Origin of the sequence: Janthinobacterium sp. SUN120 (genome assembly GCF_030397735.1) — a bacterium.
Classification (GTDB): Bacteria; Pseudomonadota; Gammaproteobacteria; order Burkholderiales; family Burkholderiaceae_D; genus Janthinobacterium; species Janthinobacterium kumbetense.
This window is the reverse complement of sequence record NZ_JAPUBW010000002.1, coordinates 62,508-76,382: the sequence shown is the minus strand read 5'-3', so window position 1 is coordinate 76,382 and position 13,875 is coordinate 62,508. Positions and strand designations below refer to the sequence as shown.

General features: G+C 64.7%; 14 protein-coding genes and 1 pseudogene. 2 read left to right on the top strand and 13 right to left on the bottom strand.

What is annotated here, in order from left to right:
* Positions 1-7: 7 nt before the first annotated feature.
* The 5 genes from O0879_RS09970 to fur all read right to left on the bottom strand — a co-directional run bounded on the left by O0879_RS09970 (position 8) and on the right by fur (position 3,542).
* Entirely contained in the window at positions 8-565 is a 558-nt protein-coding gene (locus tag O0879_RS09970; RefSeq protein WP_071076508.1) for a SiaB family protein kinase, read from the bottom strand.
* Between the two features lie 64 nt (positions 566-629).
* Positions 630-1,847, bottom strand: a complete 1,218-nt coding sequence (locus O0879_RS09965; protein ID WP_289916264.1) for a SpoIIE family protein phosphatase — start codon at positions 1,845-1,847, stop codon at positions 630-632.
* A 172-nt stretch (positions 1,848-2,019) separates the two neighbouring features.
* The gene (locus O0879_RS09960; protein ID WP_289916262.1) at positions 2,020-2,610 is read right to left on the bottom strand and encodes an NAD(P)H-dependent oxidoreductase; all 591 of its coding nucleotides are present in this window, start codon (positions 2,608-2,610) and stop codon (positions 2,020-2,022) included.
* Positions 2,611-2,669: 59 nt separating this feature from the next.
* Positions 2,670-3,035, bottom strand: coding sequence for a MerR family transcriptional regulator (locus tag O0879_RS09955; protein ID WP_099667280.1), 366 nt, complete (start codon positions 3,033-3,035; stop codon positions 2,670-2,672).
* A 69-nt stretch (positions 3,036-3,104) separates the two neighbouring features.
* Complete coding sequence (gene fur, locus O0879_RS09950) at positions 3,105-3,542, bottom strand: ferric iron uptake transcriptional regulator (protein ID WP_099667281.1); 438 nt, start codon at positions 3,540-3,542, stop codon at positions 3,105-3,107.
* A 240-nt stretch (positions 3,543-3,782) separates the two neighbouring features.
* Here fur and O0879_RS09945 point away from each other — a divergent pair, with 240 nt between their 5' ends.
* Both O0879_RS09945 and O0879_RS09940 read left to right on the top strand, forming a co-directional pair.
* The gene (locus O0879_RS09945) at positions 3,783-4,679 is read left to right on the top strand and encodes a LysR family transcriptional regulator (protein WP_289916260.1); all 897 of its coding nucleotides are present in this window, start codon (positions 3,783-3,785) and stop codon (positions 4,677-4,679) included.
* Positions 4,680-4,825: 146 nt separating this feature from the next.
* Complete coding sequence (locus O0879_RS09940; RefSeq protein WP_289916259.1) at positions 4,826-5,440, top strand: OmpW family outer membrane protein; 615 nt, start codon at positions 4,826-4,828, stop codon at positions 5,438-5,440.
* Between the two features lie 92 nt (positions 5,441-5,532).
* On the opposite strand, the gene O0879_RS09935 is transcribed toward O0879_RS09940, so the two are convergent.
* From O0879_RS09935 to O0879_RS09900, 8 genes and pseudogenes are all read right to left on the bottom strand, one after another.
* The gene (locus O0879_RS09935; RefSeq protein ID WP_099667284.1) at positions 5,533-6,360 is read right to left on the bottom strand and encodes a MetQ/NlpA family ABC transporter substrate-binding protein; all 828 of its coding nucleotides are present in this window, start codon (positions 6,358-6,360) and stop codon (positions 5,533-5,535) included.
* 32 nt (positions 6,361-6,392) lie between these two features.
* Positions 6,393-7,067, bottom strand: a complete 675-nt coding sequence (locus O0879_RS09930; RefSeq protein WP_151096430.1) for a methionine ABC transporter permease — start codon at positions 7,065-7,067, stop codon at positions 6,393-6,395.
* Positions 7,060-7,869, bottom strand: a complete 810-nt coding sequence (locus tag O0879_RS09925; protein WP_099667285.1) for a methionine ABC transporter ATP-binding protein — start codon at positions 7,867-7,869, stop codon at positions 7,060-7,062. Before O0879_RS09925 ends, O0879_RS09930 begins: the two co-directional genes overlap by 8 nt.
* A 185-nt stretch (positions 7,870-8,054) precedes the next feature.
* On the bottom strand, positions 8,055-8,480 hold the full coding sequence (locus O0879_RS09920) for an energy transducer TonB (RefSeq protein WP_257219080.1): 426 nt from the start codon (positions 8,478-8,480) through the stop codon (positions 8,055-8,057).
* A gap of 282 nt (positions 8,481-8,762) precedes the next feature.
* Positions 8,763-9,194: pseudogene (locus tag O0879_RS09915) on the bottom strand (YbaN family protein); the annotation flags it as partial.
* Positions 9,194-9,814: a biliverdin-producing heme oxygenase gene (locus O0879_RS09910; protein WP_289916252.1), complete on the bottom strand. Its 621-nt coding sequence runs from the start codon at positions 9,812-9,814 to the stop codon at positions 9,194-9,196. The pseudogene O0879_RS09915 and the gene O0879_RS09910, both read right to left, overlap by 1 nt.
* A gap of 35 nt (positions 9,815-9,849) precedes the next feature.
* Positions 9,850-12,771, bottom strand: coding sequence for a TonB-dependent receptor (locus O0879_RS09905; protein ID WP_289916250.1), 2,922 nt, complete (start codon positions 12,769-12,771; stop codon positions 9,850-9,852).
* Between the two features lie 101 nt (positions 12,772-12,872).
* The gene (locus O0879_RS09900) at positions 12,873-13,868 is read right to left on the bottom strand and encodes a FecR domain-containing protein (protein WP_289916247.1); all 996 of its coding nucleotides are present in this window, start codon (positions 13,866-13,868) and stop codon (positions 12,873-12,875) included.
* Between the last annotated feature and the right edge of the window lie 7 nt (positions 13,869-13,875).

Genomic DNA, 13,875 nt, shown 5'->3' with positions numbered 1-13,875 from the left:
GGCTCTTTCAAATGATGGCTTTGATGCAGAAGATGGTGTGGCCCGGCTCCTGGGGATCCTGGACGAATTCGAATTCCAGCGGCTCGCTGGCGTCGCGCGCCATGGTCAGAAAACCCAGGCCCGCGCCCTTGCTGTCGGCCGGCGCTTCCTCGCGCAGGGCCTTCTTGTAGGCCAGGCGGATTTCTTCCATCGTCATGGTGTGCAGCGGTTCCAGCCGGGCGCGGATCTGCGCCACGTTGTCCGTTGAGACGGGGTTGGCGCACAGGAGGAAAAAGCTGTCGCCGCGCGTGCCGATGCAGAAGGAGCCGCGCCGCATCTGCTGATCCAGCTGCGCATCGGGCGTCAGGCTGTCGGCGGAATAGTGCATGATGTTTTGCGACATCTCGATGAACGAGGAAAAGATGCGCCGCCGCGTGGGCCCGGCCGCGCCGGCCGTGTCCAGGCGCGCCTTGATGGTTTCGGAAATGGCGCTGACCACGTGCTGCGAGAAATAGCCCACGTAAAAAAAGATGATGTTGCGCTTGCGCGCCACATCCCAAAACTCGTTGAATTCTTCGTACAGCACGTCCGTGCTCCTGGCTAGCCGGTGACCCGGTTTCTTGTTGATAAGGTGGCTCGATGGCGCCCGACTACAGGCGAAAACAGAAAAAGGTCAGGTCGTCGCGGCGCGGCTGCTTGCCTTGCCATGCCGCGCTGTCCTGCAGCAGCGCCGCCGCCACGTCGCCGGCGGGCGCGTCGCGCTGCGCCAGCAGCTGTTCGCGCATGCGCCGCTTGCCGTAGGCGATGTCGCGCGCGCCGCCGATCTGGTCGAGCAGGCCGTCGGTGGTGAGGAACAGCAGGCTGCCGGCGGGAATGTCCAGCGTCTCGTTGTGCCAGCAGTAGCCGGCCGGCGTGTCGACATAGCCCACGCCCATGCGCGCGCCATCGATGGCGCGCACGGCCTCTTCGCCCGGCGCGACCACGTGCAGCGCCAGTTTCGCCCCCGCGAAACGCAGGCTGGCGCTGGCCGTGTCGTAGCACAGGAAGGCGCAATCCATGCCGTCGTTCGAGCCGGCGTGGCCGGTGGCTTCGCCGCTGCTGGCGCCGTCCTGGCCCAGCAGGGTCTTGATGGCGCGGCTGACGGCGCCGATCAGGGCGGCCGGATCGTGCGGCCCCAGCTCGCGCAAGGCCTGGCTCAGGGCCGACGAGGCGATCAGGGTCATGAAGGCGCCCGGCACGCCGTGCCCGGTGCAGTCGGCGATGGCGGCAAACCAGCCGCCCGCGTGGCGCTCGAAGAAGTAAAAATCGCCGCCGACCACGTCGCGCGGCTGCCATTCCAGGTGCGCGTCGGGCAGGGTGGCGCGCAATTCCGCATCGGAGGTGCGCAGCAGGGCGCGCTGGATCACGCTGGCGTAATCGATGCTGTGCATGATTTGCCGGTTCTTTTCCGCCTGCATGGTGGCGACCACGTTCATCAGCTGCAAGCCGAAGCCCACGCCGGCCAGCGCGCCATCCTCGGTGATGATGAAGCCGTCGGCCAGCGCCTTCTCGCCCGCTTCCACGGCGCGGAAGGTGAGGTCTTCGATGCTCATGGCGCCGTCGACGATCAGCGGCTCCTTGTCCATGAAGGCGATGCAGCTCTTCTTGCCGTACACCTCGTGATAAAAGGGCTTGGACATCTGCGACATGAAGATGTTGCGGCTGATCAAACCGATGGGCTTCTGCTGCTCCGTGACGGGCAGGCTCATCATGTCGCGCCGTTCCGTGAACAGTTCCAGCACGGCGAAGTTGCTGGCGTCGGCCTGCACGGATTCTGTGGGAATGCACAGATCAAACGCCACGGACGTGCGATAACGGGGAAGATGCAATCGAGAAGCGTTGAACTCCACAGCGGCTACCTTTACATGACGATCGGACCCTTGTTGTCGCGACGGCAAGGCGACTGACAAACAGGCAATATCATCATGGTAGCCTTGGAATATGACGGCTTGATTACCAGCTTGTCAAAACCGTATGCAAGATGGCTGCATGGCAAGCAACTTACAGGCGCCGGGCCAGCGCCTGTGCCTGCGCCAGCCAGCGCGCGCGCTGTTGCTCGGTGGAATCGAGGATGGGGCCGAAGCTGGCTACCCTGACGGGCTTGATGCCGCAAAATTCCAGCGTCGTCTTGCGCAGCTGGTGGATGCCGGGCATGCGGTAGACCCAGCGGAAATACCAGGGCGGCGTGTCCATCGTTACCAGCAGCTGGGCCGTGCGGCCCTTCAGCAATTGCGCCGGGAAGGCCTTGCCTGGACGGTACTTGAAAGCGTAGCCGGGCAGGAAGACGCGGTCGATGAAGCCTTTCAGCAGGGCTGGCGCGCCGCCCCACCAGATCGGGTAGGCGAACACCAGGTGTTCGGCCCAGCTGATGGCTTCCTGCGCGGCCAGCAAGTCCGCTTCCAGCGGCTGCACCTGGCGGTAGCCTTCGTGCAGGATGGGATCGAAGTCGAGCTGGCCCAGGCGCAGCTCGCGCACGGTGTGGCCCGCGCTGCGGGCCGTGGCGGCATAGGCCTCGGCCAGGGCGGCGCAAAAGCTGTCGCCCGACGGGTGGCCGAGGAGTATCAAAATGCGCTTGGGTGTCGTCTTGGTCATGGTGCAGGCTGTCCGTTAAAGAAGAGCTTGCATGCTAAAGCCTGCCCCTGGGGGCAGAGTCAAGCGGCCGCTTGAAGGTATTGGTGCGCCAGGCAGTCGTGGATTTCCGTGTCGATGTCGGCCAGTTGTGCGTCGAGCTGGCGCAGGCGGGCGATATCCTGCTGTATCTGCGTGCGCTTGGCGGCGATGTGCTGCGACAGGGCGGCCCAGTCCGTATCGTCGCCGGCCAGGATGGGCAGCAGTTCGGCCAGGCGGAAGCCCAGCGCCTGCGCCTGGCGTATGAGTTTGACTTGCGCCAGGTCTTGCTGCGTGTAGACGCGGTAGGCGCCGGCGCGGCGCACGTCGCCCAGCAAGCCCAGCGCTTCATAGTGGCGCAAGGCCTTGGGCGAGGTACCCGCCAGGCGGGCGATTTCTCCGATGTACATGGGTGATCCTTTCTCAAGCTTGAGCGAATCTTACCGCAAGGCAGCGGCACCCAAACGGCCCAGGCATCCTCAGGCCCGGCGCGGCGGCACTTTCTTCGCCGTGCACTCGGCGCAGGTGCCGTACAGCGACAGCGCGTGCTCGTGCAGCACGAAGCCCCGCTCGGCGGCGATCTCGTTCTGGCGCAGTTCGATGCCTTCGTCGACGAATTCATCGACCTTGCCGCAACCCGTGCAGACCAGGTGGTCGTGGTGCTGCCCTTCGTTCAGTTCGAAGACGGCGTGGCCCGACTCGAAATGCCGGCGAAACAAAATGCCCGCTTCGGCAAACTGCATCAGCACGCGGTAGATGGTGGCCAGGCCCACGTCGATCTTTTCAGCCAGCAAGAGTTTGTAGACATCGTCCGCACTCAGGTGCTTGATCGTGCCTTCTTGAAACAGCTGCAGAATCCGCAAGCGGGGGATGGTCACTTTCAAGCCCGATTCACGCAGTTCCCTCAATATATCCATGTCTCCCATTCCTTTTTGTAGTCGCCCGAGCGAGGTATTGCATTATATCGCAAATGATAATCATTACTATTCTCATGTGTGTGCTGTAAATAGTATGCCGCGCGGGCGGGCGGCAATCCAGTGACATCGGCGCAAGTGGCGCTTGCGTGGCGGGCAACTGATGCCAGCAGTATTGGTTGCTGATAAAAAGTGGCGGTCGAATCGCTATACTGTGCAGCAAGGAATAACAATGGAGGGAGCATGGACCGATTTGATGCGATGCGCATCTTTACGCGCATCGTCGAACTGCGCAGTTTTACGCAGGCGGCGCATGACCTCGACTATCCGAAGGCCACCGTCACGCATGCGATCAAGCAACTGGAAGCGCGGCTGCGCGTGCGCCTGCTGCAGCGGACCACGCGGCAAGTGATGCCCACGCCCGATGGCGACGCGTATTACCAGCGTTGCGTGCGCCTGCTGGCGGACCTGGAAGAAACGGAAGCCGTGTTCAGTTCGGCGGTGCAGCAACCGGCCGGCAAGCTGCGCATCGACTTGCACGCGACCCTGGCCATGCACTTCGTCATGCCCGTGCTGGACCGGTTCTGCGCCCGCTATCCGCTGATCGAACTGGAAATCGGCATGGGCGACCGCCTCGTCGACCTGGTGCGCGAAGGCGTCGATTGCGTGCTGCGCGTGGGCGAACTGGGCGACTCGTCGATGGTGGCGCGCCGCGTGGCGCTGCTGGAACAGGTGACGTGCGCCAGCCCCGCCTATCTGGCCGTGCATGGCACGCCGGAGCATCTGGCGCAGTTGGATGGCCACCGCGCCGTCAATTTCTTTTCCGCCCAGACGGGCAAGGTCTGGCCCTTCGATTTCAAGGTGGAAGGCCAGCGCCGCAGCGTGGCCTTGCCGGGCACCGTGTCCGTCAACAATGCGGACGCATATCACGCCTGCTGCCGCGCGGGCATGGGCTTGATCCAGGCGCCCCGCTATCACCTGGAGCGGGCGCTGGCGGCTGGCGAACTGGTGGAAGTGCTGCGGGACTGGCGGCCCGATCCGCTGCCCGTGTCCGTGCTGTATCCCCACCACCGGCAATTGTCGCCGCGCGTGCGCGTCTTTGCCGACTGGGTCGCCAGCCTGTTTGCCGACGTGCATTGATGCGCTGCAATACGGCAATTTTTGACTTGGGCAAAGGAAAAAATCCCTCTGGTGATGCCATATAGCACTATTTGATGTGGATCAAAGTTTTTGTTGCACTGCACTCTTAGACTTCGCAGCGTTACTTAACGACAGAGGAAAACATAATGAAAACGTCCGCAACTGCAGCAGCAATCGTCCTGGCCGCCATCGGCGCATTCGCCGGCAACGCCATGGCACAGGAAAGCCCATGGCTGGTCCGTGCGCGCGCCGTGCATATCGATCCGGCCGATAAATCTACTCCTGTTGGTGGCTTCGGCGCATCGGACCGCTTGACGGTCAGCAGCAAGACGATTCCTGAAATCGATATTTCGTATTTTTTCACCCCGAATATCGCTGCCGAGCTGATCCTGACCTACCCGCAAAAGCATGACGTCAAGCTCGATGGCGGCCAAGTCGGCACCTTCAAGCACCTGCCGCCGACCCTGTCGCTGCAATACCACTTCATGCCTGAAAAACAGTTCAGCCCTTACGTGGGTGCCGGCGTGAACTACACGAATATCTCGGGTGTCAAACTGCCCGGCCTGCGCCTGGAACACGACAGCTGGGGCTTCGCGCTGCAAGCCGGTGTCGACTACAAACTGGACAAGAACTGGTCCTTGAACTTCGACATCAAGAAAGTGCAGATCCGCAGCGACGTACTGACCGCTGCTGGCGGCAAGGTCAGCGAAGTCAAGATTGATCCTATCCTGATCGGCGTAGGCGTCGGTTACCGCTTCTAAGCAGTGATGGCGCCCGGGTGGCGCGTAGAATAAAAAAAGACGGCCAGGTGTGAACCTGGCCGTCTTTTTGTGTGCAGCGCCTTGCTTTCACCTTATTTTTTCAGCGTCTTTTCCAGCGCCAGCTGGTAATCCGTCTTTTCGTAGCCGGCCAAATACTTGTTCGTCGCGTCGAGGAAGGCGCGCGAGCGGTAGGCCGCTTCCAGGTCCTTGACCCATGGCTTGGCCTTGTCGGCCGTGCGGATGGCGACCAGGTTGATGTAGCTGTCCGAAATCTTTTCCACGCTCAGGGCAGAGGTCAGCTTCATACCGGCGGCCAGGGCGAAGTTACCGTTGACGAAAGCGTAGTCGGCGTCGGCCAGCGAACGTGGCAGCTGTGCCGCTTCCAGGGGCACCAGTTTCAGCTTCTTCGGGTTTTCCAGCACGTCGCGCTCGGACGCGCGCAGCGGGTCGACGTTCGGTTTCAGCTTGATCCAGCCCATCTTGGCCAGCATCACCAGCGCGCGCGCCTGGTTGGTCGGGTCGTTCGGCATGGTGATGGTGGCGCCGTTCTTGACTTCCGCCAGCGTTTTCTGCTTGCCGCCGTACAGGCCGATCGGCATGGTCGGCACGGTGATCAATGAGCTCAGTGGCAGCTTGTTATCGGTGGCGAACTTGGTCAGGTAGACGATGTGCTGGAACACGTTGGCGTCCAGCGAGCCTTCGGCCAGCGCGTAGTTCGGCTGCACGTAGTCGTTGAATTCCACGATCTTGACCTTGTAGCCCTGTTTTTCCAGGATAGGCTTGATGCCCAGCTTCAGCTGGTCCGAATACGGGCCGGAGCTGGTGCCGATGACGAGTTCTTTCGGGTCCTTGGCGTGGGCGGCGGTGGCGAAGGCCAGGCTGGCAGCGGCCAGGAGCAGGTTGCGGCGAATGTGGTTCATGCTTTTCCTTGTACTGAAATACTGAATATGAATTAACGTTTGTCGAGGCGCTTGGCGATGCGCGTGCCGGCGAACTGGATGGTTTGCACCAGCACGATCAGGATGGCCACGGTGGCGACCATGATGTCCGTCTCGAAGCGGTAGTAGCCGTAGCGGATGGCCAGGTCGCCGATGCCGCCGCCGCCCACCACGCCGGCCACGGCCGAATACGACAGGAAGCTGATCGACAGCACGGTCAGGGCCAGCACCAGGCCGGAGCGCGCTTCCACCAGCAGCACGCGGAAGATGATCTGCATTTCCGACGCGCCCATGGCGTGCGCCGCCTCGATCACGCCGCGCGGCACTTCGCGCAGGTTCTGTTCCACCAGGCGCGCCAGGTAGGGAATGGCGGCGAACGACAGGGGCACGCTGGCCGCCAGCGGGCCGATCGAAGTGCCCGCGATGACGCGCGTAAACGGCGTCAGGGCGACCAGCAGGATGATGAAGGGGAAGCTGCGCACGGTATTGACCAGCCAGCCGAGGATCGTCGACAGCGGACGGTTTTCCAGCGACTGGCCTTCCGAGACGAGGAACAGCAAGATGCCCAGCGGGCCGCCGATCAGGATGGCGGCCGTCAGGCCGATGCCCAGCATGGTCATGGTCTGGCCCAGCGCCACCCAGATTTCCGGCAGCAGGTTGATGACGTTATTGATCGATTCTTCAAACATGTGTTGCATCCTTCCATGCGGTGGCTTCAAACGCCTCGGTGCCGTAATAAGCCAGCTCGCGTCCCAGCGCCGTCTTGCGCGGGGTGGCCGTGTCGCTCAGGTCGAATTGTTCGGCGATGGCGCCGCTTTCCACGACGGCGACCCGGTTGCAGATGGCGCCCAGCACCGACAGCTCATGGCTGACGATGACGATGGTCACGCCCAGGCGCGCATTGATGTCGCGCAAGGTATCGAGCAAGGCGCGCGTCGTTTCCGCGTCCAGCGCGGACGTCGGCTCGTCGCACAGCAGCACGTCGGGGTGGCTGGCCAGGGCGCGGGCAATCGCCACGCGCTGTTTCTGCCCGCCCGACAATTGCGCCGGATAGCTGTGCAGCTTGTCAGACAGGCCCACCAGCGCCAGGCATTCCTCGACGCGGGCGGCGATGTGCTCGCCCTTGGTGGTGCCATGGATTTTCAGGGGGAAGGCGACGTTGTCGAACACGCTGGCGTTTTGCAGCAGATTGAATTGCTGGAAAATCATGCCGATATTCTGGCGCGCGTCGCGCAGTTCGCCCTTGCTCAAGCTGGTCAATTCGCGCCCGGCGACCGTGATGCTGCCGCTGTCGGGACGCTCGAGCAGGTTAATCAGGCGCAGCAAGGTCGATTTGCCGGCGCCGCTCTTGCCGATCAGGCCGAAAATATCACCGGGATAGACTTCCAGCGTGACCGATTTGACCGCGTGGAATTGTTCGCCCTTGGGCAGCGCGAAGGTCTTGTTTGCGCCATCGATGCGAATCACCGGCGTACGGTGTGGTGTGGTCATGCAGTGTTTCCTTTTTTATTGGACCGTGACAGGCGCGCTTGCAGGGGCCAAATCGCCCAGCCTGTTACGTCGGTTGCGTAGTATACCTCCGATCGTGTTATTACTCCTACGACAGAATCTTGCTTTGAATATGCAAATAATGTCTATATGGGTGTTTGGCGAGAGTAAAAGCGGTTTTTACGCGATCAGCCGATGGAAAATTCGACGGGAATCGATAATTCCAGCGGCTCCGGCCGTTCCTTTGGAATGCGCGGCAGTGGCGCTGCCCGTTGCAAAGTGTCGAGCGCGGCCTGATCCAGCGCAGCGGAACCGGAACTGCGCTCGATGGCGGCCGCCAGCACCTGCCCGTCGCGGTCGATGCGGCAGCGCAGGTATACCACGCCCTGTTCCTGCTTCGCGCGCGACGCCGTCGGATAGCGGCGGAAGCGCTCCATGCGCGCCAAAACCTTGCCTTCCCAGCTCGATACGCCGCTGCGCAGCTCCTGTGGCGCGGGCGGCAGGGCGGGCGAGGGAGGCGCCGCCGCGACAGACGCCGTGGCCACCGGTGCCGGCGTAACGGGGGCAGGGCGCACCTCGGCGACGGCCGCGACGGCCTCGGCTTGAGGCGGCATGGGCGCGGCATCCGGCTGCGGCGGCACGAATTGCGGCAGGGCTGGCGCTGCTTTTTTGGCAAGGGCGCGCGACGGCGCGGCCGCGGTGCTGGCCTGCTCAGCAAGATTCTGCTCCAGTGGGCGGGGCGGGGCGGCGGCCGGCAGGAACAGCAGCATGGCCGGCTGCGCGGAGTCGGGCGCGATGGCCAGCACGGGCGCTGCCGGCGCGCGGTGGTACACGGCCCATCCCAGCAGGGCGCCGTGCATGGCGAAGACCGTGGCGATGGTCAGCGGCTTGTGCCAGTCCGCCGGCGGCGTCTTTTCCGGCGCCGGCCCTTCCGGGCGGCGCAGCAGATAGATGATGACGGCGATTTCCATCGTTGCCACGAGGACGATGACCCACCAGGGCGGATGGCCGAGGCACATGGCGACAAAGCCGATGGCCATGCCCAGGCAAGCGAGCACCTTGCCGCGCCGCGACACGGCGCGGTGTTCGCGCCACTGGCGCAGCGGCGCGCCGAAGCGCGGGTGGTGCAGCAGCCAGTGTTCCAGGCGTGGCGAGGCGCGGCTGAAGCAGGCCAGCGCCAGGATCAGGAAGATCGTCGTCGGCATGACGGGCAGCAGGGCGCCGATCACGCCCAGCGCCACCATCAGCATGCCGGCGGCCGTCCACGCCCAGCGGCGCAGCCGTGCCGTGTGCGCTTCCGCGCCCGCCTGGATGACTGGCTCTTCCATCAGGCGCAGGCCTCCACGTGGCCATGCATGCGCAGGAAGGCGGCGCGCGCGCCGTCGATCACGCGCGCTTCGCCTGCCTCGTCGAGGACGGCCGTATCGAGCACGGCAGTGAAATCGCGCCAGTGGCGCGCGCGCCCGTCCGGATGGCCGGCCAGGTGGCGCGCGCCGTGATGCTCGTCCAGGCCGATCTTGCCGGCCAGTTTATACAGGATGGCCGCGCCCAGCTTCGAGCCTTCGCTCACGTACAGCCAGCCCAGCGCCGTGGCCAGGTCCAGTTGCGCGTCGAACGGCGGCGTAGCCGCATCGGCCGGCAGGACGGTGCCCAGGTCGCGCAGGTCGGCCGCGATGCTGGCGTAGCGGCGGCGCTGTTCCAGGTCCGGCAGCAGGGCGGCCAGCTGCGCGTTGTCGTACAGCGCGTCGACATCGCGCAGGAACGCGTACTGCGCCTGCAGGAAGCGCGCGTAATTGTCGCGGCTGGAAAACGGCGCGCTGGCCATGATGCGCTGGTCCAGCAAGTCGTGGGTGGCCATGGTGTCGGCTTTCAGGCGCTGGCTGCGGCTAGGGGCCGCGTTAATCGGAACGGTGTTCAAGGTGCTGCTGGTGTCGCTTGCTGCATGCATGGAGTATCTGCTCTCTATTATAAGGATGAATCAAATCAGAAACGAACGCCAAGCGTGACGCGCGCCGTGCGGCCCGGCCCCGGCATCAGGCTCAGGGTCAGCGGATCGAGGTAGTAACGGTCCGTCAGGTTGTCCACCGCCACGTCGACGGTGGCGTTGGGCGTGATCTTGTAGCTGGCGAACAGGTCGGCCAGGGTGTAGGCCTGCGTCAGCACCTGCGGCGAGGTGCCCGTCCACGACTGCCACACGGCCTTGTCGTCCTGGCGCGCCAGCGGATGGCCGACGTGCGTCAGGCGCGTGCCGACGGTGAGTTTTTCCTGCAGCCAGCGCGTGCCCAGGGTCAGGTTGGCGCTCAGCTTGGGCTGGATATGGTTGCTCACGTAGGAACTGGAAAAGCCGATGGGCGAGCAGTCGGGCGTGTTCCAGATATCCGATTCCCACTTGCTGGCCTTGCGCAAATAGGCCGCCGTGGCCACGTCGCAGATCAGGGTCTTGCGGTTCCAGGTGCCGGAAAAGTCGGCGAATACGCTACCCCGGTCATATGACGACTGCAGTTCGATGCCCGAGACGCTGTACTTGTCCGTGTTCGCCATCGAGAAATTCTGTGCGTAGGCCGGCAAGTCGGGAATCGGGCGGCGCGTGATGTAGCCGTGCGTGACGTTGTCGAAATACGCCACGCGCAGGCGCAGCTTGTCGGCTGCGCTCCATACGCCATCCTTGACCACGCTCACGCCCACTTCGCGGTTGTGGCTGCGCTCGGCGTTCAAGGGCGATGAATACGTGGCCGAGAAGCCCATCGTCGATTCGTACAGGCTGGGCATGCGCAAGCCGCGCGCATCGCGCAGGAACACGCTGACGCTGTCGGACAGGCGCGCCGTCAGCGCAAACGTGGGCGCAAAACCGTGGTCCTTGCGGCGGATCGGCGTGCTGTACTTGAACAGGCCGGGAATGGCGTCTCGGTAGACATAGCCATTGCCGCTCCACTGATCCACCTGCGAGACGTCCAGTGGCGCCGGCTCGGTGCCGTAGTTTTCCACCATGCCGCCCACCAGCGCGGGATTGGTGGCGGGCGTGAACCGGCCCTGCGCATCCTGGTACCACTTCGCCGCGCCGATCTGATCGCCCTCCTTGTCCCACATGGTGACCCATTGCCAGCCTTGCGGATGGTATTGCTGCTCGGCGCGGCGGTTGCGGTCGCGCGTATCGAAGCGCTGGAAGCGTCCGCCCGCCTCGACACTCAGCCAGTCGCGCGCCTGCCACTGCAGCGAGGCGAAGGCGCTTTGCTCGTGGCGCTTGCCGTTGCGCAGCGTGTGATTGGCGTTCAAGTCTTCATCGAGGATGCGCACGCTGTCGGCCGGGCCGATATCTTCATTTTGCAAGGACAGGCCGTAATCGAGCTTGAGCGCGCCCATGCCGGTGGCGAAGCGCGAGGTATTCGTCAGGTCCGCGCCGACGCGGCGCGCCTGGTTCTTTGCCAGGTACAGCACTTCCACGCATTCCTTGCATTCGTGGTCGCCCGGATTGGTCTTGCCTTCCAGCGGATTGCTGAAGATATCGCCGTTGCGCGACTTGCTCTGCATGTCCGTCAGCCACAGGTTGGCCTTCAGGTCGATCAGGTTCTGGCCTTCCGGCTTCCATTCGTAGCGCGCCGTCAGCGCGTTGGTGCGCACCTGGCTGGGGTCCCATTGCGGGATGCTGCCGGTGCTGTTGCGGTAGATTTGCGAGGGCATGATTTCGCCGTAGCTGCTGTCGAAATAGCGGTAGCCCAGCTCCAGCTTCTGTTCGTGCGGCAGGCGCAGGTTGGCCTTCAGCAGGGCCGAGGTGGTGCGGTTGGCCGTGTTCAGCACTTCATCGCCTTTCTTGAAGAACTGCGTCACGCCATCGTCGCCACCCCATGCATTGGGCAGCTGATAGCGTTCGAAACCGCGCGTGCCGGAAAAATAATTGCCGATGCTGCGCTGGCTGATGGCGGCCACCAGGTCGTAGTCGTCCTGGCGCGTGGCCACGGCGATGCTGCCAAAACCGCTGCGCGGGTTGTCCAGCTTGTTGCGGTGCGTGCGCGGCGCGCTGCCGAAATCGTCCGGCGCCGAGACGCTGTTGTCCTGGATGCCGCCGCGCAGGCGCACGCCCGTGCGCTGGCCCGGTAGCAGGATGTCTTCCGGGCGCAAAGTCTGCATGCTGACCATGCCGCCGATGGCGCCCGCGCCTTGCGCCGACAGGTTCGGCCCCTTGTCGATGCGGATGGCGCTGATCAGGTCAGGGTCGATGTAGCTGCGGTCGGCGATGCCCGCGTAACCGCGGTAGACGGTGGACGATTGCAGGCTGCCGTCGATCAGCACGGGCACGCGGCCCTGGCCCTGCATGCCGCGCACGTTGACGTCGACGGCGCCGCTGTTGCGGCTGTCTCCCACCTGCACGCCGGCTACGCCCTTGAAGATGTCGGCCGGCGAGGTGCCGCGGAAGCGTTCGATCTGTTCGCGCCCGATGTAGGCGGAGGAGGCGGACGTGACGTAGGGCAGGTCGGCCGGGTCCGTGTCGTCCGTCTCGAACGTGCCGCTGCCGCCCTGGCCATTCACGCGCAGGGTGCCGATCTGCACGGCGCCTGCGGTGACGGGGGCGGGCGCGCTGATGATGATGGTCGTGCCGCCTTGCAGCTGCGCCTGCAGGCCGCTGCCAGCCAGCAGCTGGCGCAGCGCCTCGGGCAGCGAATGGCGGCCTTGCAGCGGTGCGCTTTGCCGTCCCTGCGTCAGGCGCGCGTCGGCCAGCAGCACCATGCCGGCCTGGCGCGCCAGTTCGTTCAGCGCGCGGTTCAAGGGCTGCGCGGGGATGTGCCATTCGACCTGCGCCACCGGCGCGGCGGCGGCATGCACGGCGGGCGTGGCGAAGGCCAGGCCGATGGCCAGGAAGAGGGGAGACAGGCGGGCGTGCAAGGGATGGCGCGGTGGAGTCATATGCATGTTTTTCCTATGGTGATGTGGTGATCCTTCATAGTTAAAACGAATGAGTCTCATTTACCCTGACGTGCGGATGCATTTTATTTCGCTGCATGTGGAATACATCAGCGGGCGAGAATGTGCAGCTTGCCGTCCTGGCGCTGCAGGCGCACGGGCAAGGCCAAGGGCAGGGCGGCGGCAAACTGCGCCGGCAGCTTCGCGTCGAAGCTGCCGTTCAGGCGCAGGCCGGCCAGGGCCGGGTCGTCAAGCACGAGGCCCGAATCGCCATAGCGCTCGAATTCGGCCAGCGCCTCGGCCAGGGTGGCGTCCTCGAAATCGAGGCGCCCGGCACGCCAGTTGCCCACCGCTTGCGCGCTGACCCTGGCCAGCGCTTGCACGCCCTGCGGCGTGACGGTGACCGTGTCGCCCGCCCGCAGCACTTCGGCATGCGCGCCGGCTTCGCTCTCCACCCGCACTGTGCCTTGCGCCACGCTCACCTGGGTCGTGGCGCCCACGTGGCGCACTGAAAAATGCGTGCCCAGTACCGTCGCCGTCGCCGCTCCCGCGATGACCTGGAACGGACGCGCAGGGTCGGCCTGCACATGGAACATGGCCTGGCCGCGCAGCAGATGCACGCTGCGCCGGTCGCGGTACAGGGCCACGTCGACGGCGCTGCCGCTATCGAGTTCGATGCGGCTGCCGTCGGGCAGGACTTGCGTGGCGAACTGGCCGCGCGCCGTGCTGTAATCGTGCTGGAAGCCGGGGCGCTGCAGATGGCCGGCCAGCGGCCAGGCCAGCAGGCCGCACAGCAGCAGGCAGCCGCCGGCCAGCGCGCCGCGCGGCGGGAAAGAGGCCGCCTGGCGCAGCCGCCGCAGCAGCGATGACGGCGCGCCCGCCGCCGCGACGGGCTGGCTGAAGGCCGCCACGCGCTGCGCGGGCAGGCTGGCCAGCAGCGCATCGGTGCGGGCCAGCGCCTGCCAGGCCTGCTGGTGGCGCGGGTCCGCTTCCAGCCATTGCTTTAATGCCGCCAGGTCGTGCGCGGCCAGGCCCGCGTCGCGGCGCAGCAGCCATTGCGCCGCCAGGAAGTCGATGTCGTCGGCTGTCGTGTCTTGTGATGTCATGTGCTGT

Bases quoted from the DNA above. Each gene is read 5' to 3' on its own strand.
- O0879_RS09920 (WP_257219080.1), bottom strand. From the start codon at position 8,480: ATGCCGCCTCAAGCCGAGGCCGTCGCGGCCGTCGCCGAGGTGCGCCCT.
- O0879_RS09910 (WP_289916252.1), bottom strand. From the start codon at position 9,814: ATGCATGCAGCAAGCGACACCAGCAGCACCTTGAACACCGTTCCGATT.
- O0879_RS09960 (WP_289916262.1), bottom strand. From the start codon at position 2,610: ATGACCAAGACGACACCCAAGCGCATTTTGATACTCCTCGGCCACCCG.
- O0879_RS09955 (WP_099667280.1), bottom strand. From the start codon at position 3,035: ATGTACATCGGAGAAATCGCCCGCCTGGCGGGTACCTCGCCCAAGGCC.
- O0879_RS09925 (WP_099667285.1), bottom strand. From the start codon at position 7,869: ATGACCACACCACACCGTACGCCGGTGATTCGCATCGATGGCGCAAAC.
- O0879_RS09905 (WP_289916250.1), bottom strand. From the start codon at position 12,771: ATGCATATGACTCCACCGCGCCATCCCTTGCACGCCCGCCTGTCTCCC.
- O0879_RS09935 (WP_099667284.1), bottom strand. From the start codon at position 6,360: ATGAACCACATTCGCCGCAACCTGCTCCTGGCCGCTGCCAGCCTGGCC.
- O0879_RS09940 (WP_289916259.1), top strand. From the start codon at position 4,826: ATGAAAACGTCCGCAACTGCAGCAGCAATCGTCCTGGCCGCCATCGGC.
- O0879_RS09900 (WP_289916247.1), bottom strand. From the start codon at position 13,868: ATGACATCACAAGACACGACAGCCGACGACATCGACTTCCTGGCGGCG.
- fur (WP_099667281.1), bottom strand. From the start codon at position 3,542: ATGGATATATTGAGGGAACTGCGTGAATCGGGCTTGAAAGTGACCATC.
- O0879_RS09945 (WP_289916260.1), top strand. From the start codon at position 3,783: ATGGACCGATTTGATGCGATGCGCATCTTTACGCGCATCGTCGAACTG.
- O0879_RS09930 (WP_151096430.1), bottom strand. From the start codon at position 7,067: ATGTTTGAAGAATCGATCAATAACGTCATCAACCTGCTGCCGGAAATC.